The organism is Vibrio scophthalmi LMG 19158, assembly GCF_000222585.1.
Taxonomy (GTDB): domain Bacteria; phylum Pseudomonadota; class Gammaproteobacteria; order Enterobacterales; family Vibrionaceae; genus Vibrio; species Vibrio scophthalmi.
The window spans coordinates 1-23,233 of sequence record NZ_AFWE01000161.1 but is presented as its reverse complement, the minus strand read 5'-3'; the positions used below and the strand labels follow the sequence as shown (position 1 = coordinate 23,233).

Genomic DNA, 23,233 nt, shown 5'->3' with positions numbered 1-23,233 from the left:
AATCCTCTCCAACAGACTCGATGGCTTTATCAAGGCTTGAACAGCTAAATGCAATGATTGAATCCCACCCAGATTCGGCGAGTGCCTACTATCAACGCGGGATTTTATTGGCGGGCGATTATATGCTACCCGCTCAAGTTCATGGCAGAAGCGAGCAGAACGACGTTCCACAAGCGATTGACGATTTTAACACCGCGATTGACTTAGATCCCAGCTTGGTTGACGCCTATTACCAACTCGCAAACCTCTATTTTGCACTCAGTATCGATGACCGTACTGCACAAGAACTGCTGGAGAAGGCATTGAATCTCGCTCCCAATAACATCGATTGCTTACTGCTGTACGCCGATCTTATTTGCTGCGAAGGTGTCAATGCGTACGCTATCGAAATATTGGATCGCGTCATCAGTGAGGACCCAAGTGCCAAACACTTTTTCTACAAAGCGAGAACCTTGATGGACAACGGTGAGATCGCGTGGAACGCCGACAACTTTGTGCAAGGCGGCAACTTATTCCAAGCTGCGATTGAGATTTTTCAGCAAGTCACTCTCATGGAAGATAATGACCTATATTTCCCTGAAGCTCAGGAATACATTAACCATTGTCAGAACGTTTTAAGCAGTCACGTTTGCCATTGATGGCTTGTGTTATCCATGGGAAGTATTCATAGCTCAATGGAACTCAAACTACCGATAAGTTCGCTGAGCAAATAATTATCACGCAACCAAACATCTCATACCAAGTTCGGTATATAATACCGCGCGCTATTTGAGGCGAGCTCAAACTTCAGATCGCAGCACCATTGCAACATCATTCAGCATGACCAATAAAATTAGAAGGTAATTATGGCCGTTTTAGACATTCTCACTGCTCCAGATCCAAGACTTAAAATCCCAGCAACAAAAGTGAGTGATATTGAATCAGTCCAAACGCTTATTGATGATATGTTGGATACCCTTTACGCAACGGATAACGGTATTGGCTTGGCATCAACGCAAGTCGGTAGCAAAGAAGCGATCATCATTATCGATCTATCGGAAGAACGTAATGACCCTCTTATTCTGATTAACCCTGAGATCGTAAGTGGCTCAGACAAAGCAATGGGGCAAGAAGGCTGCTTGTCAGTACCTGAGTACTATGCTGATGTAGAACGTTACACCTCTGTGGTTGTGACTGGACTCGATCGCCAAGGTAACCCTGTCACTATCGAAAACGATGAGTTTCTTGCCATTGCCCTGCAACATGAGATTGACCATCTAGCAGGTAACCTTTTCATTGATTATCTTTCGCCACTTAAGCGCAATATGGCACTGAAAAAAGTGAAGAAGCACCTAAAGCAAACCGCATAATTATTGATGCGTGAGCGCGGCGTGACAAGATAACTAATCAAGTTGAGTCTACGCCGCCTATTCTAAATTTCTCCTCTTTTTCCACCCATCGATATTTAATCACCTCCCTCACTATCGGTAAAAACATGAACTAAAACGGGTTTTTACGTCATGATTTGAGGTACTTTACTCTGCTTATTTCACTGATAGATTCGTCTAGCAACTCAGCACATCTTGATAAGAACCAAACACCATGTTTAATAAGCTGCATTTTTATTGGCAACAACGCAAAGTGCTCTATAGTGGCAAAGAAGACATTACCCCAGCTCTTGGGCAAAAACTCTTTGCCAAGCTCAATACCGGCTATTACAGCGCGGATGAAGAAGCACTGATCCTGCGGCTGCTGATCAAAAAATCTTTCCTCAATAAGCGTCATGGTCAGTATGAATTCAGCAAAAAAGTGCCTGCTTACGTTGCCAATGAAATACCGCGACAAATGCGCAATTTATGGGCAGGTTTAGCGACGCTAATCATCATCTATGCCAGTCATGGATTAATCAATGGTGAGATTTATATTCCGGGTAAACGCAGTGACGGGATCACTTTTTCCGGTGCGCCTGTCGTGGTGGTATTCGCTGCTTGCTTCTGCCTTGCGCTAGCACTGTTAGTGACCGTTATTGATCATTACGATAAACGGGACAACGAATATCTCTATAACATTGCAGAGAAACTGTTGTGGGCCATGAGTTGTGGCTTATTTACTTGGGCATGTGTTTGGGATTGGGCACAAAAATCTATCCTGCTTAACTGAAACGCCGACAATTCATCATGAAAAAGAGCCTTGAATGAACACCAGCAGATATCTGAAATGCAGTTTAATGAGTATTAGCATCCTGCTGAGCAGCGCGGCTTATGCGGATAATATGGCAAACACGTCCACTCAAGATGAGGGAGCGCCAAATCTTCCTCCGCCTGTCGCTTGGTACGATCAAAATGGTCAGCAAGTATCACAACAACGGCTCGAAAAAATCAGCACTGAGTGTCAGTTGGATAACGCAGCTGATGACATTGCCAATGCCACCAGCGAAACGTTTGAAAAGGCCTATCAAGATTTTTTACAAGCTGTCGCGTGTTTTAATCAATACAATTTCACCAGCAAACCACTCTCGCCTTCCTCCAGCGATGAATGACGTGAAACATTTTGAATTAAAACCGTCAACCTAAGCACGGTTCTTTACCCCTTCGCTTGCATCGATAGCGTGATGGTTGTGCCTTCTCCACTTTGCAAGTCCAGCTTGATATCACCTTGTTGCGCCTGGGCGCATAGCTTAGCCGAATACGCACCAATGCCTGTACCACCTTGCTTTCCTGACGTTACAAACTTATCGAAAAATCGCTCACGAATTTCCTCAGGCACCTCGCCATCATTGTGCACGGTGATCAGCAACTCTTGTTCATTCTTACTCGCTTGAATGGTAATAGCAGAAGATACCGGAGCGGCATCAATGGCATTGGAAAACAGATTACAGAACAGGGTATAGCTGAGTAGCTCATCCCCCGTGTAACTCAGAGCGGGATCGACATCGAGGCTAAACCGCACTTGCTTTTGCTCCGCTTGCGCTTGGTAATTATCGATCACTTTCTGCATCACACTCTGAGCTGACACTGACGTTAATGATTGAGAATATTGCCCTTGCTCTAATTGCTTCAGCAAGCGATAGCTATCAATCATCTGCGCCAGCATCATGCTGTTGCTTTTCACCACCTGAATATCTTGGTCTTCCGTTTTGATCTGTTCCAGCGTGGTTTGAATCGCCGTTAATGGATTTTTCAGATCATGGATGAACATTTGGTCGGCTTGATCTTGATCTCGCGATGACTCAATCAACTGATCGATTTGTTTAACCAACTTTTCTCTTTGAATCACGGCGTTAATGTGTGTTTCTACCCGCGCTAATACGATTTCAGGGATCACTGGCTTCATGATGTAATCCAGCGCCCCTAATTTAAGCCCTTTCACCACATCGTCCGTTTGCGATAATGCCGACACAAAGATGATTGGTATAAACTCTGTATCTGGATCTGATTTAAGCGCCTTACACACCGCCAAACCATCCATCTCGGGCATCATTATATCGAGTAAAATCAAATCAGGCTTATCGGCTTTGCTACAAATATCAATCGCTTGTGCGCCACTGCGGCAGGCTTTAATTTTATAAATCGGCTTCAGCAGTTCGCCGAGCACTTGTAAGTTCGAAGGTTCATCATCAACCACCAAAATCGTACGTTTCACCTCAACATCAAGCTGCAGATCTTTATCGCTTGAACGATTAGATGAATGACTTCGAATCGGCGACACAAACGCTTTATGCACTCTTTCGCTCAAGGTGACTTTGGAAAAAGGCTTAACCAGATACTCAGAGACTCCCGCTTCAATGGCTTCCACTACATCACTTTGATGTAAGTTACCGGTCAGCATAATAAATGGCACACTCTTGTGTGCTTTGGATTGGCGAACTTTTTTCAGTAACTCTAAGCCCGTCATTTTCGGCATTTTCCAATCTGAGACAATGATATCAACCGAGTTACGCTCTAAACTCTGCCACGCTTCACGCCCATCGCGCGCTTGATATATGGTCTTAAAGCCAAGTTGTTCGAAGGCGCTACATAGCGTGCGAGTAATGGCTTCAAAGTCATCGACGATAAGAACCGACATCCCTTTATAGGGTGAGTCATAAGCAACCCGCTTAAAATTGTCCATGCTATGCTCCTCCATGTAAAAGCGTTGTATTGTTTGAGGCGTCTTTGTACGTTTCGGCAATATCACGGATATGCTCGGCAATATCGAGGAAGACATCGACTAGCAGAGGTTCAAAGTGCGACCCTTTGTTTTCCAGAATAATTTGCAGCGATTTTTCATGACTAAAGGCTGGCTTGTATACCCTTTCAGAGATCAGCGCATCGTAAACATCCGCTAGCGCCATGATTCTTGCCGAGAGCGGGATCTCTTCACCAATGAGCCCTTCGGGATAACCGCTGCCATCCCATTTTTCATGATGGGAATAGGTAATCTCTTTGGCAAATTCGAGAAAGTTGTCCGCAAACCCCAATGAGCCTTCCGCCGCTTCCACCGCATCACGCCCATAGGCTGCATGCAGCTTCATCTGATCAAACTCTTGCTCGGTTAATTTGCCCGGCTTGAGTAGGATGCTGTCAACGACACCAACTTTACCAATATCATGCAGTGGGGCTGATTTAGCCATCGCCGCGATGACGTCGGGCGTTAAGTAGTCACGATATTTATCATGATTTGCCAGCTCTTGTGCCAACACTTCCACGTACTTTTGTGTTCGGCGAATGTGGTTGCCGGTCTCTGGATCTCGCGACTCCGCCAGCGCTCCCATCGCCACCAGCACCACGTTTTGCATATCATCAAGCTGCTGGGTACGCTGTTTAACTTTGTGCTCTAAAATTTCGTTTTGCTGAGCAAGCTGATCTCGCGCTGATTTGAGCAGCAAATGGTTTTTCACCCGCACTTTTAAGATGGCAGGGCTGATCGGTTTAGTGATGTAATCCACCGCGCCAAGAGAGAGGCCTTTTCTCTCGTCCTCTTCTTGAGACTTTGCGGTAAGAAAAATCACCGGTATATCTTTTGTCTCTGGAGATGCTTTCAATTGGCGGCACATTTCGTAACCATCCACTTCTGGCATCATGACATCAAGCAAAATTAAATCCGGCTTACGTTTATCAATAATTTTCATCGCCATTGGCGCACTGAGCGCCGCCTGAACCAAATACTCTTCTGACAACACACCTTTGACGACCTCAATATTGATCGGGGTATCATCCACCGCCAATATGATCGCTCTGTTATTTGTATCCATACGCGCATCTCTCTTTTCTATGCGTTCACTTGTGCTTTATTTATCTTCATTACTGTTGGTAAATTGATGATTCAGCCCTAGCTCCGTTCAATCCATTTCTTGTTTAAGTTGCTTAATGATTTCAGCCCCTTTATCAAAGTCGTAACTGCTTAATGGCTCCCGTAATTGTTCTAGGCGAACTTTTAGCCAGTCATCAATATCGCTCTCTAATACCTCATCAAGGCTATCCACCACCGTTGAATCAAATAGGTCTATCTTCTCCTTCATTGTGTTCAACCATTCGGTAAGATCAGGCTGTACAGACTGAGCTGATGACGGTTGTGATGAAGACGGCGACTGCGGTGAAGACAATGCTTGTTCCATTCGTTGAATAAATTCTTCTAACAACGGCAGTGCTGCATCAAAGTCATAATTCGAGATCGCAGTTGAGATTTGATTGGCTAAACTCTTATCGAGCTTGTCGCCGACAGATAGAAGCATCTCTTCAAAGGTATCAACCGCCGCGCTGTCAAAGTCATCGAGTTGCTGGCTAAGTTGGTGTGCCAACTCTCTAAATCGATCGGCATCAATTACTGTCACTTCTTTAGCACTATTGGCTTCGCTCTTTGCTAACGCGCTTGCAATGGCCTGAATCATTTTTTCGACCAAGGATGCGACTTCCGCGAGCATTTGCTGTTCCACTGAGCCTAATTCACAACGCGATTGGGTTTGCTGTTCAGCCAAAGCATGCTCGAGTTTCTCAGCAGGGGCTCGCAGATAATTCGCACCGATATTGCCAGCGATCCCTTTGAGGGAATGGACTGCAATGACGGCAGTGTTGATCTCTTGTTGCGCTATCGCTTCGTTAACTCTTGTCACAACATCAGCTTCGCTATGCATCACGTTCGCCAGCGTCTTTTTGTAGGCTTTAAGATTGCCCCCCATCCGAGCGATTGCTCCCTCTGTATCAAAATCTTCTATCTCGATGGTGAGGACTTCATCTTCAATCATGACCGAAACGGATTCTCCGGTCGGTTCGATCCAATCCACCAGCGCTTGAAATACTTGGTTAGGATTGATCGGCTTAGGTAAGTGATCATTCATCCCTGCCGCTAAGCATTTTTCTTTATCGCCCGACATTGCATTGGCGGTCATAGCGATAATCGGCAGATCATCATATTGCCCTGTATTACGAATCGCTTGGGTGGCTTGATAGCCATCCATTACCGGCATTTGAATATCCATTAACACCAAGTCAAAATCTTGCGAGCCGACCAAATCTACGGCCTCTTGACCATTGTTGGCGGTGGTGACATCCATTCCGACCATTTGCAGTAGCTCAGTGGCGATTTCTTGGTTAATCGCATTATCTTCCACCAAAAGGATGCGCGCTCCCGCAATGCCTTGCGCGATTGAGGTATCCAGCTTATTACTGGTGTTGGTCTTGTTCGTGATCCCCTCTTTGGTCATTACTCTTGATAGGGTATCGAGTAAGGTTGAAGAGCTGACTGGTTTGGTCATCGAGGCAACAATGTTCACCCCTTGGCGATTCGCCAGCATGTCATCCTTGTCGTAAGCCGTCACCATGACAAAATGAGGCAGCGTTGCTATCTCTTTGCTTTGGTGCATCAATTCAATTTGCTGTCCAAGCGCAATACCATCCATCTGTGGCATCTTCCAATCAGACAAGATGACATCAAAGTGCTGTTCATTGTTCTCGGCATGACGAATTTTCTCTAACGCTTCTGCACCAGAGCTCGCCACATCAGCGTTAAACTTCAGGCTCTGACATAAGCTGAATAGGATTTCACGGGCAGCAACACTGTCGTCGACAATCAGTACCGACACTTCTTTCATACTTTCAGGCGCTAAAACAGGCTGCTGTGGAATCTCGCTCGATAGACCAAATTGCGCGGTAAAGAAGAAGGTACTGCCTTGGCCACTTTCGCTTTCAACCCAAATCGAACCTTCCATCATTTCAGCCAACGTTTTACTGATCGTCAGGCCTAGCCCCGTTCCACCATACTTGCGCGTGGTTGACGCATCGGCTTGACTGAATGATTGGAACAAGCGCGCCATTTGCTCTTTGGTCATACCGATGCCGGTGTCACTGACGGAAAAACGCGCCTCTAGCTTGTCATCGCTTTGCTCGATGAGTTCCGCTTTGACAATAATTTCCCCTTGGTCGGTAAACTTAATCGCATTGTTGGCAAGGTTTAGTAGGATTTGCCCTAAACGCAGTGGGTCGCCAATTAGATGGGTCGGAAGTTGCGGGTCGAGATCGACCAACAGTTCCAGATCTTTCTCCTGAGTTCGCTGCGATACCACTTGGACTAGGTTGTCGATGGTGCTTTCTAAATCAAACTCCGTCTGCTCTAGATCCAGCTTACCTGCTTCTATTTTTGAGAAATCGAGAATGTCATTAATGATGCCTAAGAGTGACTCGGCTGAGGTTTGGATCTTATTAACATAGTCGGCTTGTTTTTTATTTAGGTCCGTTTGCATCGCCAAGTAACTCATACCTATGATGGCATTCATTGGCGTGCGGATTTCATGGCTCATATTGGCTAGAAAATCACTCTTCGCTTGAGTGGCTTCCTCTGCTTTTTGTTTCGCGAGCATGAGTTCGCGTTCCGCTTCTTTTCGCTCCGTTGCGTCACGAACGATACCAGTAAACAACTGCTCACCAGAAATTTTCGCTTCACTAATTGCTATTTCAAGATCGACCTCTTCACCTGTCTTCTTATACCCAACAAATTCCATCAGTACATTGGTGTCGGTGTCACCTCTCTCTTGCATATCAAGGTAGACTTTGTGATACGGTTGAGACATTAAAGTGTCAATTTGTGTCGCTTCTAGAAGCACTTCTTTAGCTTGATAGCCAAAAATCTTCTCCGCTGCGGGGCTAAACTCAACCAGCGTGCCGTGGCTATTGACCACAATGATGCCATCAGAAGCATTATCAATAATGGTGCGAGTACGTTCTGCATTGATTTTTAGCTCAGAGGTGCGTTCTGCGACTTGTGTTTCAAGCTCGGCTTGTGAGCGTGCTAATGCTCTGGTTGCACGAGTCCCTAGCCTTAAGGTAAATAAGCTCGTGCCCATCATCAACACCAATGCAACGCCCAAGATCGACCATACGGTGAACTTAAAGGTGCGCAATAAAGCGAACGCTTCACCGCTATCCATTTCAGCGGCAATCCCCATATGCAATGTCTCATCCCACACCCAGTTACCGACGACCGGCACACCACGATAATCGTTATAACCCGACAAGTTTCTGCCTGATTTTTTCTCACTGATGTTTCTCGCCATATAGGTCAACGGCCAACTCGGATCCGCTTCTACTTGACGTTTGGATATGTCAGAACCTGGGTTGGCAACCCGAATATTAAGTGATGAGCGTTGCTCATCGGCTAACAAACCAATTTGCTTGAGTTGATCTTCAAAACGAACATTCGACAGCAACAAACCAGAACGGTCTAGGGCGTAGGTTTCACCACTTTTACCAATAAAACCGGCCGACAAAACCGAAGAGAACACCCCTTCAAAATTAACTCGTTTAGTTAAAATCGCGATCACCTTACCCGCACTGTTTTCAATTGGCACCGCAAAAAACATCGTCGGAGGATTACGCTCTCCACCTTGTGTTTCAAGCATGACATCAGACTCAATCGGAGGAACAAAAACGCCATTGCCGTTTAAGACCTCTTGCATTAAATCAGGACGTTCTAGCTGGATAAGGTTTAGGCTGCCTATGTTGGTATCACGGCGCGATGAAAGGCTGATCATATCGGGAGATATAATAAAGAAACCAAACGAACCTGAGATCCCAGAATGCCCTTCAATAAACTCTCTTATCTGTGGCTGTAGTGGCGAGCTTTTTAAAGCTTGAGGCATTCTGGCGACCTCAAGCAACTCTTCGGTCAAGCTAACTAACTGTGGATTGCGCCCCAATTGTTTGAGGTTATCGAGTTCTAAATCAACCCAACCGACAATGCGCTTGTGCGCGGATGCAAGTAAGGTTGATAAACTATCGTTAATAGACTCGACACTTTGCCGTTCGGCGTAGCGAGTGACGTTGAGCGCGGTGGCAATGAGAGCCACACATAAACCAACTTGTACGATAATGATGGAGCGCTTGAAGCTGACACTGCTGAATTTTTGCGCCAGCTCTTTATCGCTTGCTTTAAATACCCGTGAAATCATTAACATCAACAGAATAAGCAAAACAAACACAGCGATAATCACATACTGTAAGGTTTGATTGAGGTTTATGCTGCCACTATCAGTAAATGCGGGTAGCTGCTGTTGTTGATACCAATCATTCTTGGTCAATATGAGGTTGCGTAAATCTAAGGTATCGAGCCCTTTCTGCATTATCGAACCCAGCAAAGGCGCTTGATTAGTTGTCCAAATATGTAACGACGAAGGCGTAACCACGTCTTCATTGATTGAATGTAGCCCTGAAATTTGGTTTTGCACCAACCAGTTGTTAACGACAGTTTCCGCATCCAGCACCGCATCAGCACGGCCATCCAATACGGCATGGATTGCTTCATCGATGCCTGACGTCTGCAGTACCTTAATTTTTGGGTAGAGCTTTTTAACCTTGTCTATCGTGGTATAGCCAGCAGAAATGGCGACGGTGGCCTCGGCAAGATCGGCCGCTACACGAAATTGTTCATCTTGATCTTTAACAAAGAACAGCTCGCGCACTAAAAAATAAGGCGTGGAAAACTGTCCAAATTGCAATCGCGATTCGTTTTTATACGCATGAGGTAATAAGTCAATTTCGCCATTTTCAAACTGACGCAACAACTCACTCCATTCCCCTTCAACGATTTCAATCTTAAGCCCAGTTTTGGCAACAATTTGATTGACGATTTCACCCGATAAGCCCCCCATTTTTCCCGACTCATCGCGATATAACATTGGTGGCCAGTGTTCAATACCCACTTTAACAACACGTTCGTTCAGCCATTGGCGTTCGTCGTCACTTAACGTCAAGGCACCCGTGGTTTGACTTTGTGTTGCTTGCTGTTCAATACGTTCAGCCAGCTTGATCAATGCCGACATGTATTGATTTTTATAGTCGTGATACTGCTCTTGGTTAATCAAATCCATTGCCGCGCGGCGCTGATCTTCTTGAACTAAATCGATGGCCTGCATATCAAGCACTGAAAGTTCAAAATGGGCACTTTCCATTTGTTCAACCAAGGTTAACTCGGTATTCGCTTGGCTAGCTAAGAGCGCATTAATTAACTCTGTTAGACGAGGTTCATTTTCTAGGTAGCGATCAAGCCACTTTTCATCACCAGAAAAAGCATAACTCAATACCGATGAAGTCAGGACTTCATCAAGATATTTCAACTCAACGGCAATATTTTTGGCTTGAGATTGGGTTAATTGACCTTGTAAAGAAGGGGGCAAGCCATCTAGGCTGGCTGAAGCAATAAAAGGAGAAAGGAAAAGAAGAGGATATAACAACGCGACACAAAATTTAGCTATAACTCTAGGCAATAATTGCCGCACCAAACCCAACCCTAAACTTATCATTTGCACTTCCTTGCATATACTACGATAGATTTAACGTAGGATAGCCTTCAAAGTTCAGCAAGTTATTGGGTAGATTAGTTTTACACTTTGTGTGGATAAGCGTTATTTGCTTTCTTTGCTGTGAGCTTAGTTAAACTTTAGTACTAAAAAAGATTTTGTTGCAATCAATTTGGTTACTGCTCGCACGACCCTGATAACGAACGGCAAGTCACCGTGTTCAAGCAATAAAAAAGCAGCCCGTAGGCTGCTTTCTCGTTTTATTTTTTCGCTGGGCGGCTTGGGCGGCTCACTTGCGTTTTAGCACGAGCACCTTGTTCACCTGCCGCTTTTTTCGGCTTACGGCGACTTGGGTTATTGCTGCGGCCTTTTGGTGCGCTTACGCGCTCTTCGTGACGCTTAACTGCACGACGGATCTTCTGGCTACGTGAACGCTCACGACTACGTGATGTTGAATCCTTGCTTTCGTCTAGCATGGTTTCACGTTCTGGTTTCAATTCAACCAGTTCACGTAAGTAGTTAACGTCTTTCAGTTGCAGTTCCATCCAACCACCACGAGGCAGTTTCTTATCTAAGTAGATGTCACCGTAACGAACACGTTTCAAGCGGCTTACTGTTGTCTCTTGTGATTCCCACAAACGACGAACTTCGCGGTTACGACCTTCGTTAATCGCAACGTAGAAGGTGTGGTTCATACCTTCACCACCTGCGTACACGATGTCTTCAAAACGAGCCATGCCGTCTTCAAGTTGTACGCCGCGTACTAGGTTTTTCACTTTCTGTTCGTTTACTTCACCAAATACACGTACTAGGTATTCACGTTCTACTTGGCGGCTTGGGTGCATTAGGCGGTTAGCCAACTCACCATCGGTAGTAAACAGTAGTAGGCCAGATGTGTTCGCATCTAGACGACCAACAGAAATCCAACGAGACCCACGGATTTTAGGTAGACGGTCAAATACGGTACGACGACCTTCTGGATCGTGACGAGTACACAATTCACCTTCAGGCTTGTAGTAAGCCAATACACGACAGACCACTTCTTCATCTGCTTTAACAGACACAGTGTGTCCATCAATACGAACGATCGCGGTTTCATCTTCTAGGCGCTCACCTAGTTTTGCCACCATGCCGTTCACACTCACGCGTCCTGCTTTAATCAACGTCTCTAATTCACGTCGAGAGCCATGACCCGCTCGAGCCAATACTTTCTGAAGTTTTTCGTTCATCTAACTACCTATGTGTCGTCTTCGCAGACGTCGAATGAAATATGCGACCTAAATTCGCGGTCGCATAATATATCAAATATTAGCGGTGAAGACAGCTAATTTTGTGATCTCAGCACACCGATTGTTGGTTATTCAAATGGGGCAGGATCGCCCGCACCTAAACGCACCAACTCGGCTTCACCTTCACTAAAGTCAATCACAGTGGTTGGTTGTTCACCAAGATAACCACCATTTAAAATCACATCCACTGCATGTTCTAGCTTATCGCGGATATCTTCTGGATCCGATTCGGTCACTTCGTTGCCCGGCAGAATCAACGATGTTGACATCATCGGTTCACCTAGTGCTTCTAATAAGTCTAGTGCAATACGGTTATCGGGCACACGAATACCAATCGTTTTACGTTTGGCATTCATTAGACGACGTGGCACTTCTTTGGTTCCTTTAAAGATAAAGGTGTAAGGCCCCGGCGTATTGTTTTTTAGCAAACGAAACGCGGCGTTATCAACACGCGCATACAATGAAATCTCAGATAAATCACGACACAATAACGTAAAATTATGTTTATCGTTAAGACGACGGATCTGACAAATGCGCTCTAGCGCTTGCTTGTTTTCTAGCTGGCAGCCAAGTGCGTAACCGGAATCTGTTGGGTAAACAACGACTCCACCGTTACGAATGATTGCTACCGCTTGAGTGATCAAGCGAGCCTGCGGGTTTTCAGGATGCACGTAAAAAAACTGGCTCATGGTAATTCCTCATTAATCGAGCTTTATTCGCTCTCAGGAGTATCGGAATGTGAAGGCTCGATACCCCAATCTTTCCAAACTGGTTCAACGCCGGATGGCAACCAGAGGTTACGTCCCAGTTCCATCCATGGTGACGGATAGTGAAAGTCGCTGCCTTGGGACGCTAATAGGTTGTATTGTATCGCATAATCCGCCAAGTTGCGTCTTTCTTGTTGTGCTTGTTGTGGCTGAGCAACTTCCATTGCATCACCGTTCGCTTCAACAAACGCTGCCAGTAGACGCTTTATCCACTTCGCCGTCAAACCATAACGCGCTGGGTGAGCTAGTACCGCCTTACCACCAGCGGCATGAATCGCCGCCACCGCTTCCGACATTGAGCACCAGTTTGGTGGCACATAACCGGGATTATTACGCGTTAAATATTTTTTAAACACTTGCTGCATCGTCTTAGCATAGCCATTGGCGACCAGCCATGCTGCAAAATGTGCACGGGTTAAAGGCGCACCATCGGCAATCGCTCTCACTTCTTCGAGCACGCCCTCTCGGGTGGCTTTTTCCAGACGAGCAGCCATGAGTTCTGCACGAACTTCACGGCGCTGCTTTTGCTCGGTGATCAAGCTTTGTAGCGCTGGATGTTCTGGATCTAAATTCAGCCCAACGATATGAATGTCTTTATTTTCCCATACCGTCGAAATCTCAATGCCATTGATAATGTGCAAATCAATATTGTTATCAGCAACATATTGCTTGGCTGGCGCAAGTCCATTCACGGTATCGTGATCGGTAATCGCCAGTACTTTTACATCAAAACCTACCGCGCGATCGACTAAGTCTTGGGGGCTAAATCTGCCATCTGAAGCCGTGGTATGGCTGTGTAGGTCTATTTTCATATCTATTTCTTTGTACCAATTATTTTGTTCATTCTCGGCTGCATATCTTCACCCACCACACTTAAATTCATGGTTAAAAACACGTTCTATGAGTCAATGACGTCTGTGGTGACTGGGCTTGTTAACCGTTATTCGGCGCAACTCAATAAAAAGATATTGATTAGTGTAGGTCGAAAGGTTGACACCAAGTTAAAATACTAGTTAACTAGTACGCAATTACAGGCGAGAATGTGAAGACAGGCTATGTTACAAGAATTTAACCAAAAGCAGAAAACAAAAGTGACTTTGCACTCACCTAAGCGTGAGCAAGCAGAGTTATCTTGGTGGCGCACTTGGAATAGTTCTTGGTGGGCTAGCGTGTATTTCTAAACTATCGACAGATTGAAAAAGAAGTCACTCGTAAAGCCCGCTAAGTTAGCGGGCTTTTTGTTTTGTTGTGCAGCTCACACCCAACTGTTTAAAGAATAAACAAATAACTGCCATCGCAGTTTGGGAGAACGTTTGCTTTGTGCGAGACTGTACGACAGGAAGGATACCGATAATAAAAAGGAGGTCTTGTGAACAAGGCCATTAAAATTAACGCACTGGCTAGTGTCGATGTGATCCATACTCAAGTACCGTATGCTCAAGACCCAACACGTCTTTTCCATACTTTATGCGAAAACAAGACAGACAGCTTGTTACTTGAGTCTGCTGAAATCGATTCGAAGCAGAATCTAAAAAGCCTACTGATCGTGGACTCTGCGGTACGCATTGTTTGTTACGGCCATCAAGTCACTATGACGGCACTCACCGACAACGGCCAAGCACTCCTTCGTCATCTCGTCAAAAATATCGCGCCGAGTATTGAGTTTGAGCTACTCGATAACTGCTTAACCCTGACTTATTCTGAACCCAATAATCAACTAGATGAAGATTCTCGCTTACGTGAAGCCTCATCATTTGATGCACTGCGCTTGATCCAACATAGCTTTTATCTCGCTAATCACGATAAATATGCGCTGTTTTTGGGTGGTTTATTTGCCTATGACTTAGTGGCAAACTTTGAACCACTTGGCGATGCCCAAGCCACCAATCAATGCCCTGATTACGTTTTCTACGTGGCTGAAACACTCTTAATTGTCGATCACCAAGAACAAACCTGCTTATTACAAGCCACTCGTTTTGATTCGTCTAGCAACTCGGCAACCATCGAAAAGCGCTTAGTGGAAATTGCGTACGCATGTGGCGATCCGAAAACGCTACCTATGGCAACGCAACTTGACGAGGTCACGGTAACCCCTAGCGTGTCCGATCAAGATTTTTGCCAAACAGTGCGAGACTTAAAACAGTTCGTCATTAAAGGTGACGTTTTCCAAGTAGTGCCGTCACGCCGTTTTACTCTGCCATGCCCTTCTCCATTAGCCGCCTATAAAGAGCTTAAATTAAGTAACCCAAGCCCTTACATGTTCTACATGCAAGATGAGCTATTTACTCTGTTTGGTGCTTCTCCAGAAAGCGCGTTGAAGTATGAAACTGACACCAACCAAGTTGAGATTTACCCGATTGCCGGTACTCGACGTCGTGGTAAGCGTGCTAACGGTGAAATTGATTTTGATCTCGATAGCCGTATTGAACTAGAGCTACGTACTGACGGCAAAGAAAATGCGGAGCATATGATGCTGGTTGACTTGGCTCGTAATGATGTTGCTCGTATTGCCGAAGCGGGTACCCGCCATGTCGCCGATCTTCTCAAGGTCGATCGCTACAGCCATGTGATGCACCTTGTCTCGCGTGTTGTTGGCCAATTACGCAATGATCTAGACGCGTTACATGCTTATCAAGCGTGTATGAATATGGGTACGTTAACGGGTGCGCCAAAGATTCGGGCAATGCAGCTGATTCGCGATGTTGAGCAAGCAAGACGTGGCAGTTACGGTGGCGCTGTCGGCTACTTAACAGGTGAAGGCACGTTAGATACTTGTATCGTGATTCGTTCAGCGTATGTCGAAAACGGCATTGCTCAAGTGCAAGCTGGCGCAGGTGTGGTGTTTGACTCTGAACCACAAGCGGAAGCCGATGAGACTCGAGGTAAAGCGCAAGCGGTTATCTCAGCGATTCAAGCCGCCCATCAGCGTCATCCTCAAGACCATTCTCACAACGGGTAAGGGAGCAAGATTATCATGGCAAACATCGTCTTTATCGATAACTTCGATTCATTTACCTACAACTTGGTTGATCAGTTTCGTACGCTTGGTCACCACGTGACCATCTATCGTAACCACATTGCTGCCGCCACGATTGAACAGGCTATCGAACAATTAGACAACCCGGTCGTACTACTATCACCGGGCCCTGGTGAACCCTCGCAAGCAGGCTGCATGCCCGAGCTAATCTTACGCCTCAAAGGCAAAGTGCCGATGATTGGCATTTGTCTTGGTCATCAAGCGATTGTTGAAGCTTATGGCGGCAAAGTCTCTGGCGCAGGTGATATTGTGCATGGCAAGGTATCAATGATGGCGCATCAAAATCACGCCATTTATGCCAACCTGCCGTCACCACTTGCCATCGCGCGCTACCACTCGTTGGTCGCTAGCCATGTTTCTGCAGAGCTAACGGTGACCGCAGAGGTGGATGATTTAGTGATGTCAGTGGTTCAAGAACAAGACAAGGTGTGCGGCTTTCAATTTCACCCAGAGTCCATTATGACCACCTACGGGGCGACATTACTCGCCAATGCCATTGAATGGGCGTTAGAGCGAAGCAAAGGATAAGGAATATAATCATGGAACAGATTATTAATAAGCTTTACGAGCAACAAGCATTAACCGAACAAGAGAGCCAAGCGCTTTTCGACATCATCATTCGTGGTGAACTCGATCCCGTGCTGATGGCCTCGGCGCTAACCGCGTTAAAGATCAAAGGCGAAACGCCAGCCGAAATTGCCGGCGCCGCAAAAGCCTTACTCGCGAATGCGAACGCCTTCCCTCGCCCTGATTATGATTTCGCTGATATCGTTGGTACCGGTGGCGATGGGCACGATACCATCAATATCTCGACCACCGCCGCCTTTGTTGCTGCCGCTTGTGGCTTAAAAATCGCCAAACATGGTAACCGCAGCGTATCGAGTAAATCTGGCTCTTCAGACTTGCTTGATTCATTCGGCATTAATCTCGCCATGAGCGCACAAGACACGCGAGACGCCGTCGATGAACTTGGCGTCGCCTTTCTGTTTGCGCCGCAATATCACGGTGGTGTTCGCCATGCGATGCCGGTGCGTCAAACTATGAAAACCCGCACCATTTTCAATATTCTCGGTCCTCTGATTAACCCAGCACGACCTAATATCGAATTAATGGGCGTATACAGCGAAGAGCTCGTACGTCCTATTGCTGAAACAATGTTAAAAATGGGCATGAAGCGAGCCGCAGTCGTGCATGGCAGCGGTTTAGATGAAGTGGCGATTCATGGCGAAACCACTGTTGCTGAAATCAAAGAGGGTCAGATCCACGAATACACCTTAACGCCGGAAGATTTTGGTGTTACTCGCTTTCCACTAGAGGCGATCAAAGGCGGCGATCCGCAAGAAAACAAAGCCATCATCACCAATATTTTGACTGGAAAAGGCACTGAAGCACAGCTGGGCGCGGTTGCGGTAAACGTGGCTCTGCTCATGCGCTTGTTCGGCCATGAAGATTTAAAAGCCAATACACAACAAGCCATCGAGGCCATGAATTCAGGTAAAGCGTATCAGTTAGTTGAACAACTGGCAGCGCGTGGATAATTAAGGGATCACCATGACACAAGTATCCGACAATTTATCGCAGCATGTCTCACGTAAAGAGGCACAGATGGCGGAAGTACTGGCGAAAATAGTACGTGATAAATTCGAATGGGTTGCAGCGCGTAAAGCCACGCAACCGCTGGCAGAATTTCAATCGTCACTGACGCCCTCTGAGCGAAACTTCTACCAAGCGCTCAGTGGCAACAAAACCGCTTTTATCTTGGAATGCAAAAAAGCATCACCATCAAAAGGGTTGATTCGCGACGACTTTGATCTCGATTACATCGCCTCAGTGTATAACAACCATGCTGATGCTATCTCTGTACTGACCGATGAAAAGTACTTTCAAGGCATCTTTGATTTTCTTCCACAAGTCAGCCGTCAGGTTCGCCAGCCGGTATTGTGTAAAGACTTCATGATTGACCCTTATCAAGTTTATTTGGCACGCCACTACCAAGCTGATGCCATTCTGCTGATGTTGTCAGTGCTTGACGACGAAGAGTATCAACAGCTTGCTGAGGTTGCCCACTCACTTAACATGGGTGTGTTGACTGAGGTTAGTAACGATGAAGAACTGCATCGCGCGGTAAATCTTGGCGCGAAAGTGATTGGCATCAACAACCGTAATTTGCGCGATCTCAGCACCGATTTGAATCGTACCAAGCAGCTTGCTCCGACCCTGCGTAAACTCGCGCCGGACGCAACGATTATTTCTGAATCCGGCATTTACACCCACCAGCAAGTGCGTGATTTAAGTACCTATGCCGATGGCTTTTTGATTGGCAGCTCTTTGATGGCGGAAAGTAACATCGAACTGGCCGTGCGCAAGGTAACACTGGGGCAGAATAAAGTATGCGGGCTGACCCATTGTGATGATGCCGCCAAAGCCTATCAATCCGGTGCGGTGTATGGCGGTTTGATTTTCGTTGAGGCCTCTAAACGCTACGTGACGCCAGAACACGCTCGCTTGGTGATGAGTGGCGCACCACTTAACTATGTTGGTGTATTTCAGAACCACCCCGCTGAAATCGTCGCTGAAATTGCTGACCAGCTACACCTAACTGCCATCCAGTTACACGGTAACGAGTCACAAGAGTACGTTGATGCCTTACGCATTCAATTGCCCGCAGAGATCGAAATCTGGAAAGCCTATGGCGTGAGTGATCAAACCGCCATTCGCCTAAGTCGCCATGTCGACCGTCACCTTCTCGATACCAAGGTTGGCAACCAAAGTGGTGGCACAGGGCAAGTATTTGATTGGTCGCTGATTGGCAACACTGAACAAGTGATGTTGGCCGGTGGTATTAGCGCCGATAACGCACAACAAGCAAGTCAACTTGGCTGCTTAGGATTAGACCTTAACTCAGGTGTGGAAAGCGCACCGGGTAAGAAAGATTTAGTGAAGTTGCAACAAGCGTTTGCTGCAATTCGACAATATTAAGGAAGAGAGCAATGGCAAAGTTAGATGCCTATTTTAGCGAGTACGGCGGTCAATACGTTCCGCAAATATTAGTGCCTGCGCTTGAGCAGTTAGAGCAAGCGTTTATTGATGCACAAGAAGACCCTGAATTTCGCAGTGAGTTCATGACCCTATTACAAGAGTACGCTGGTCGCCCAACGGCGCTTACTTTGACGCGTAACCTCACTAAGGGCACCAAAACCAAGTTATACCTTAAACGAGAAGATTTGTTGCATGGTGGCGCGCACAAAACCAACCAAGTGCTCGGTCAGGCTTTGCTGGCAAAACGCATGGGCAAAAACGAAATCATTGCAGAAACTGGCGCAGGTCAACATGGTGTTGCAACTGCACTGGCGTGTGCACTGTTGGGCTTAAAATGCCGCGTTTATATGGGGGCAAAAGATGTTGAGCGTCAAAGCCCGAACGTTTTCCGCATGAAACTGATGGGCGCGGAAGTGATCCCTGTTCATTCAGGCTCAGCAACATTAAAAGATGCCTGTAACGAAGCTTTGCGTGATTGGTCTGGCAGCTACGAAACCGCGCACTACCTTTTAGGTACGGCAGCAGGCCCTCACCCATTCCCAACCATCGTACGTGAATTCCAACGTATGATTGGCGAAGAAACCAAGAATCAAATTTTGGCGCGCGAAGGCCGTTTGCCTGATGCGGTGATCGCCTGTGTCGGTGGCGGTTCCAATGCCATTGGTATGTTTGCTGATTTTATTGAGGAAGAGAGCGTACGTCTGATCGGAGTTGAGCCTGCTGGTAAAGGGATTGACACCGACCAACATGGCGCACCGTTGAAGCATGGCAAAACGGGTATCTTCTTTGGTATGAAGGCACCATTAATGCAAGATCCTAATGGCCAAGTAGAAGAGTCTTACTCAGTCTCTGCTGGCCTTGATTTCCCATCCGTTGGTCCACAACACGCACACCTTAACGCAATTGGTCGCGCGGAATACGACAACATTACCGATGACGAAGCATTAGACGCGTTCCAAGAGCTGGCTCGTAGCGAAGGGATTATTCCTGCGCTTGAGTCCTCTCATGCACTTGCACACGCTCTGCATATGGCACGCAACAACCCTGAAAAAGAACAGCTACTGGTGGTCAACCTATCCGGTCGTGGTGACAAAGACATCTTTACCGTCCACGCCATTCTTGAAGAAAAAGGAGTGTTTTAATGGACCGTTATCAACTGATGTTTGAACGCCTAGACGAAGTCAAACAAGGCGCGTTTGTGCCATTTGTTACCATCTGCGATCCTAACCCTGAGCAGTCACTAGAGATCATGCGAACGCTGGTTAAGTCTGGTGCTGATGCACTCGAATTAGGCATGCCCTTCTCCGATCCTCTTGCGGATGGACCAACCATTCAAGGGGCCAATATTCGTGCATTAGATTCTGGTGCGACACCGGATATTTGCTTCGAGTTGATCAGTAAAATTCGTCAAGAGTATCCTGAACTGCCAATTGGTTTGCTGATGTATGCCAACCTTGTCTTCTCGCGCGGCATTGAAGACTTTTATCAACGCTGTGCCAAGGCTGGTGTTGATTCGGTACTGATTGCTGATGTCCCAACCAATGAGAGCGCTGAGTTTGTTGCGGCGGCAGAAAAATTTGGTATCCACCCAATCTTTATCGCGCCACCAACCGCCAGCGACGAAACATTACAGACCGTTGCACAGCTAGGCGGTGGTTATACTTATCTACTCTCTCGCGCAGGCGTGACGGGCGCGGAAACCAAAGCGAATATGCCAGTCGGCGATCTACTGGCTCGCCTTAATCAATTTGATGCGCCTCCTGCACTACTTGGCTTTGGTATCTCAGAGCCCGCACAAGTTAAAGAAGCGATTGATGCGGGTGCCGCAGGGGCAATCTCTGGCTCTGCGGTGGTGAAAATCATTGAGTCAAATATTGACCAGCCAGCACTCATGCTGCAGTCACTTGGTCAATTCGTCACAACGATGAAAGCAGCCACGCAAAAGTAGCTTTTTCAGCTTAAATGTGGGGTTATTGTTTTAATAGCCCCTACTTCCTTGCTGCGCCTATCGACACCTTGCGTGTTTGCGATCTCTCTTTACCCTCACAGCAGCAACGCAACCATTCAGCCCAGTTATCAATCAAACCCATCACTTACAGCAATGCAACTAACTGGCATTAAATTATCAACAAACTGTCATATTCAACCCACTCGCTGTCACTCTTAACGCATCAGTCGCACAAGCAAACGTTTGCTCTTGAATAAAAATCACACTTCAACCGCAAAAAGTGACTTTTGTCGGCCGTTTTTCACGTGTTGCTTATTGCCAATTGTGAAAATTACGTGTACAAATTCACTCGAATTATTATCCATTCGTTGCAATATGCGCAGTGGTTAATACTAGGATTTTCAAATTTAATAGCACAGAGGTTATGGAAGTGTTAAAAGAAAAGAGTTTGCTAAGCAACATTGGTATTCAAGTTGTCATCGCAATGATCGTTGGTACTGCCGTTGGTGCCATGATGGGTCAAAGCGCGGTGATGTTCGCCCCACTTGGTGCTATTTTTATCAATCTAATCAAAATGTTGGTGATTCCATTAGTTGCCGTTGCGCTGATTTCAGGTGCAGCAGGACTAGGAAATAGCCAATCTGCAGGTAAAGTCGGCACCGTTACGCTCGGGTTTTTCGCGCTAACATCTGCGCTGGCTGTTGCACTTGCTCTCGTCATGGGTGCGGTCTTCCAACCAGGTATTGGTATCGACTTATCGGGTGTTGAAGGCATGTTCTCTGCTGAGTATGCTTCTAAAGGTGAACTACCTACTTTCTGGGCAACCATCACTGGTATGATCCCAACCAACGTTTTCCAATCACTGAACGAAGCAAACATCCTCCAAATTTTGGTTTTCTGCCTATTCTTTGGTATTGCACTGTCAAAGCAATCAGAAGAACGCCGCACGCCAATTATTAACGGCGTAAACTGCATCGTTGATTCTATGGTATGGATGATCAACAAAGTGATGATCATCGCCCCTATCGGTGTGTTTGGCTTGATGGCTGAAGCTGTAGGTACCTTTGGTTTTGGTGCACTGATGGTGGTATTCAAGCTATTCCTTGTTTACACCGCAGCAATCCTGATCTTCGGCTTTGTGGTTTACCCAGCGATGATCCACGTCTTCACTAAGACGTCAGCGAAGCAGTTTATTAGTGCGATGAAAAAGCCTCAGGCTGTGGCACTCTCAACCGCTTCATCAATGGCGACACTGCCTGTAACCATGGATACGGTTGAGCACGAGCTGAAAGTACGTAACTCTACAGCTTCTTTCGTATTGCCATTAGGCGCAACCATCAACATGTCAGGTAATGCAATCTACTATGGCCTAGTCGCTATCTTCTTTGCTCAGCTGTTCAATATTGATCTTGGAATGGGTGCTTACATCGCGATCATCGTTACATCAACGCTTGGTGCTGTAGGTCAAGCTGGTGTACCTGGTCCATCATTCCTCGTGGTTGCCGTTCTTCTTGCCGCTGGTATTCCAATTGAAGGTTTACCACTGTTGTTCGCACTTGACCGTATTTTCGACATGATTCGTACTGCACTGAACATCACTGGCGATGCAGCTTGTGCTGTTATCGTTGATGCGCTGATTGAAGATGAAGTAGCAGAACAAATTGAGCTTGAGAAACAGCAAGCTTAACCAACGCTAAAATATTAGAAGCCACTCAACAGAGTGGCTTTTTTGTTCCCGCTCACAAGTCATTCTACTTATAAACTCTCACCACGACAGTGCTGCCCAAATAGTCATGTAAGGTGCGCTTTTTCTCTGTCATTACCAAGGTAAAGAACGAAATCACAAACCACACACAAGACGCAATCATGACGTAAGACGACCAGCTTGGCGCCCGACTCTGCACGATTTCATCACGTACATACCATTCTAAATGGGCATATTGGTCAGCAGGGATAGATTGAAAACCGATGATTTCCCAGTAACTGAAGATCATTGCGAAAACGAGATAAAAGCTGCCACGTAATAGCGCGGAACGGAAATTGATTTTTCGCTCGTAGTATTCATCCACAACGCGTAAGCTTAATAGGCGCTTACCAACGGTTGCCCCATAACGCCAATGCATGATGATGTAATAGCTTGAAAACAGTAATGCGGCAGGAAGAGAGAGCCATATGCCCATCTCTTTCGAGAAGCCTTGCGCGTAAATTAGCAGTGCGGTGAAAGGCAACAAAACTAAACCATCAATTAGCGACGCGGCTGACCGACGCCAAAAACCTCCGTATCTCATAGGCGATCTCCTAAATAAAAGAACACAGCCTAACATTGGTCATAAAACCATCTACGTACGCGCGCCAATTTTCAGATCGATTTCAAAAATGGCGGATAAAAAAACCCAGCACATTGGC

The 23,233-nt window shown here is 46.3% G+C and carries 19 protein-coding genes and 1 other annotated feature; of the genes, 12 read left to right on the top strand and 7 right to left on the bottom strand.

The window, feature by feature from the left end; all coding sequences use genetic code 11:
• Positions 1-20 precede the first annotated feature (20 nt).
• The 4 genes from RH88_RS12655 to RH88_RS12640 all read left to right on the top strand — a co-directional run bounded on the left by RH88_RS12655 (position 21) and on the right by RH88_RS12640 (position 2,518).
• The gene (locus RH88_RS12655; RefSeq protein ID WP_231893124.1) at positions 21-638 is read left to right on the top strand and encodes a tetratricopeptide repeat protein; all 618 of its coding nucleotides are present in this window, start codon (positions 21-23) and stop codon (positions 636-638) included.
• 207 nt (positions 639-845) lie between these two features.
• Positions 846-1,349 carry a peptide deformylase gene (def, locus tag RH88_RS12650; protein WP_005596530.1) on the top strand — a complete coding sequence of 168 codons (504 nt, stop codon included), beginning with the start codon at positions 846-848 and terminating at the stop codon, positions 1,347-1,349.
• A 232-nt stretch (positions 1,350-1,581) separates the two neighbouring features.
• Complete coding sequence (locus tag RH88_RS12645) at positions 1,582-2,139, top strand: hypothetical protein (protein WP_005596529.1); 558 nt, start codon at positions 1,582-1,584, stop codon at positions 2,137-2,139.
• Between the two features lie 67 nt (positions 2,140-2,206).
• Complete coding sequence (locus RH88_RS12640) at positions 2,207-2,518, top strand: hypothetical protein (RefSeq protein ID WP_241212189.1); 312 nt, start codon at positions 2,207-2,209, stop codon at positions 2,516-2,518.
• A 44-nt stretch (positions 2,519-2,562) separates the two neighbouring features.
• Here RH88_RS12640 and RH88_RS12635 read toward each other — a convergent pair whose 3' ends face one another.
• The 6 genes from RH88_RS12635 to rnm form a co-directional block, all read right to left on the bottom strand.
• Positions 2,563-4,089 (bottom strand): response regulator, encoded by a 1,527-nt coding sequence (locus RH88_RS12635; protein ID WP_005596527.1) that lies wholly within the window; start codon positions 4,087-4,089, stop codon positions 2,563-2,565.
• 1 nt (position 4,090) lies between these two features.
• A complete protein-coding gene (locus tag RH88_RS12630) occupies positions 4,091-5,212 on the bottom strand; it encodes a response regulator (protein ID WP_005596526.1) in 1,122 nt (373 codons plus the stop codon).
• 87 nt (positions 5,213-5,299) lie between these two features.
• Positions 5,300-10,750, bottom strand: a complete 5,451-nt coding sequence (locus RH88_RS12625; protein WP_005596524.1) for a response regulator — start codon at positions 10,748-10,750, stop codon at positions 5,300-5,302.
• A gap of 257 nt (positions 10,751-11,007) precedes the next feature.
• Positions 11,008-11,976: a 23S rRNA pseudouridine(2605) synthase RluB gene (rluB, locus tag RH88_RS12620; RefSeq protein WP_005596522.1), complete on the bottom strand. Its 969-nt coding sequence runs from the start codon at positions 11,974-11,976 to the stop codon at positions 11,008-11,010.
• A gap of 128 nt (positions 11,977-12,104) precedes the next feature.
• Positions 12,105-12,725: an L-threonylcarbamoyladenylate synthase gene (locus tag RH88_RS12615; RefSeq protein WP_005596520.1), complete on the bottom strand. Its 621-nt coding sequence runs from the start codon at positions 12,723-12,725 to the stop codon at positions 12,105-12,107.
• Between the two features lie 23 nt (positions 12,726-12,748).
• Entirely contained in the window at positions 12,749-13,615 is an 867-nt protein-coding gene (rnm, locus tag RH88_RS12610) for an RNase RNM (protein WP_005596519.1), read from the bottom strand.
• 243 nt (positions 13,616-13,858) lie between these two features.
• Between rnm and trpL2 the strand changes: the two genes are divergently transcribed.
• The 8 genes from trpL2 (at position 13,859) to RH88_RS12570 (ending at position 22,514) form a co-directional block, all read left to right on the top strand.
• Positions 13,859-13,984, top strand: a complete 126-nt coding sequence (gene trpL2, locus RH88_RS12605; RefSeq protein WP_005596518.1) for a tryptophan operon leader peptide — start codon at positions 13,859-13,861, stop codon at positions 13,982-13,984.
• Positions 13,931-14,046 (top strand) — a sequence feature (Trp leader region). (Overlaps the previous gene by 54 nt.)
• Before the next feature lie 126 nt (positions 14,047-14,172).
• Entirely contained in the window at positions 14,173-15,762 is a 1,590-nt protein-coding gene (locus RH88_RS12600; protein ID WP_005596517.1) for an anthranilate synthase component 1, read from the top strand.
• Between the two features lie 15 nt (positions 15,763-15,777).
• The gene (locus tag RH88_RS12595) at positions 15,778-16,368 is read left to right on the top strand and encodes an aminodeoxychorismate/anthranilate synthase component II (RefSeq protein ID WP_005596516.1); all 591 of its coding nucleotides are present in this window, start codon (positions 15,778-15,780) and stop codon (positions 16,366-16,368) included.
• Positions 16,369-16,379: 11 nt separating this feature from the next.
• A complete protein-coding gene (trpD, locus tag RH88_RS12590) occupies positions 16,380-17,378 on the top strand; it encodes an anthranilate phosphoribosyltransferase (RefSeq protein ID WP_005596515.1) in 999 nt (332 codons plus the stop codon).
• A gap of 13 nt (positions 17,379-17,391) precedes the next feature.
• A complete protein-coding gene (gene trpCF / locus RH88_RS12585; protein WP_005596514.1) occupies positions 17,392-18,819 on the top strand; it encodes a bifunctional indole-3-glycerol-phosphate synthase TrpC/phosphoribosylanthranilate isomerase TrpF in 1,428 nt (475 codons plus the stop codon).
• Between the two features lie 11 nt (positions 18,820-18,830).
• Positions 18,831-20,021 carry a tryptophan synthase subunit beta gene (gene trpB, locus RH88_RS12580; RefSeq protein WP_005596513.1) on the top strand — a complete coding sequence of 397 codons (1,191 nt, stop codon included), beginning with the start codon at positions 18,831-18,833 and terminating at the stop codon, positions 20,019-20,021.
• Positions 20,021-20,827 carry a tryptophan synthase subunit alpha gene (gene trpA / locus RH88_RS12575; RefSeq protein ID WP_005596512.1) on the top strand — a complete coding sequence of 269 codons (807 nt, stop codon included), beginning with the start codon at positions 20,021-20,023 and terminating at the stop codon, positions 20,825-20,827. Before trpB ends, trpA begins: the two co-directional genes overlap by 1 nt.
• A gap of 424 nt (positions 20,828-21,251) precedes the next feature.
• Positions 21,252-22,514: a dicarboxylate/amino acid:cation symporter gene (locus tag RH88_RS12570; protein ID WP_005596511.1), complete on the top strand. Its 1,263-nt coding sequence runs from the start codon at positions 21,252-21,254 to the stop codon at positions 22,512-22,514.
• Positions 22,515-22,578: 64 nt separating this feature from the next.
• On the opposite strand, the gene RH88_RS12565 is transcribed toward RH88_RS12570, so the two are convergent.
• Entirely contained in the window at positions 22,579-23,115 is a 537-nt protein-coding gene (locus tag RH88_RS12565) for an RDD family protein (RefSeq protein ID WP_005596510.1), read from the bottom strand.
• Positions 23,116-23,233: the final 118 nt, after the last annotated feature.

Excerpts from the sequence above, each read along its gene's own strand:
- trpL2 (WP_005596518.1), top strand. The coding sequence starts at position 13,859 with ATGTTACAAGAATTTAACCAAAAGCAGAAAACAAAAGTGACTTTGCAC.
- RH88_RS12635 (WP_005596527.1), bottom strand. The coding sequence starts at position 4,089 with ATGGACAATTTTAAGCGGGTTGCTTATGACTCACCCTATAAAGGGATG.
- def (WP_005596530.1), top strand. The coding sequence starts at position 846 with ATGGCCGTTTTAGACATTCTCACTGCTCCAGATCCAAGACTTAAAATC.
- trpA (WP_005596512.1), top strand. The coding sequence starts at position 20,021 with ATGGACCGTTATCAACTGATGTTTGAACGCCTAGACGAAGTCAAACAA.
- trpD (WP_005596515.1), top strand. The coding sequence starts at position 16,380 with ATGGAACAGATTATTAATAAGCTTTACGAGCAACAAGCATTAACCGAA.
- RH88_RS12630 (WP_005596526.1), bottom strand. The coding sequence starts at position 5,212 with ATGGATACAAATAACAGAGCGATCATATTGGCGGTGGATGATACCCCG.
- rluB (WP_005596522.1), bottom strand. The coding sequence starts at position 11,976 with ATGAACGAAAAACTTCAGAAAGTATTGGCTCGAGCGGGTCATGGCTCT.
- RH88_RS12565 (WP_005596510.1), bottom strand. The coding sequence starts at position 23,115 with ATGAGATACGGAGGTTTTTGGCGTCGGTCAGCCGCGTCGCTAATTGAT.
- RH88_RS12655 (WP_231893124.1), top strand. The coding sequence starts at position 21 with ATGGCTTTATCAAGGCTTGAACAGCTAAATGCAATGATTGAATCCCAC.
- RH88_RS12625 (WP_005596524.1), bottom strand. The coding sequence starts at position 10,750 with ATGATAAGTTTAGGGTTGGGTTTGGTGCGGCAATTATTGCCTAGAGTT.
- trpCF (WP_005596514.1), top strand. The coding sequence starts at position 17,392 with ATGACACAAGTATCCGACAATTTATCGCAGCATGTCTCACGTAAAGAG.
- RH88_RS12615 (WP_005596520.1), bottom strand. The coding sequence starts at position 12,725 with ATGAGCCAGTTTTTTTACGTGCATCCTGAAAACCCGCAGGCTCGCTTG.
- trpB (WP_005596513.1), top strand. The coding sequence starts at position 18,831 with ATGGCAAAGTTAGATGCCTATTTTAGCGAGTACGGCGGTCAATACGTT.
- RH88_RS12570 (WP_005596511.1), top strand. The coding sequence starts at position 21,252 with ATGGAAGTGTTAAAAGAAAAGAGTTTGCTAAGCAACATTGGTATTCAA.
- RH88_RS12640 (WP_241212189.1), top strand. The coding sequence starts at position 2,207 with ATGAGTATTAGCATCCTGCTGAGCAGCGCGGCTTATGCGGATAATATG.
- RH88_RS12595 (WP_005596516.1), top strand. The coding sequence starts at position 15,778 with ATGGCAAACATCGTCTTTATCGATAACTTCGATTCATTTACCTACAAC.
- RH88_RS12645 (WP_005596529.1), top strand. The coding sequence starts at position 1,582 with ATGTTTAATAAGCTGCATTTTTATTGGCAACAACGCAAAGTGCTCTAT.
- rnm (WP_005596519.1), bottom strand. The coding sequence starts at position 13,615 with ATGAAAATAGACCTACACAGCCATACCACGGCTTCAGATGGCAGATTT.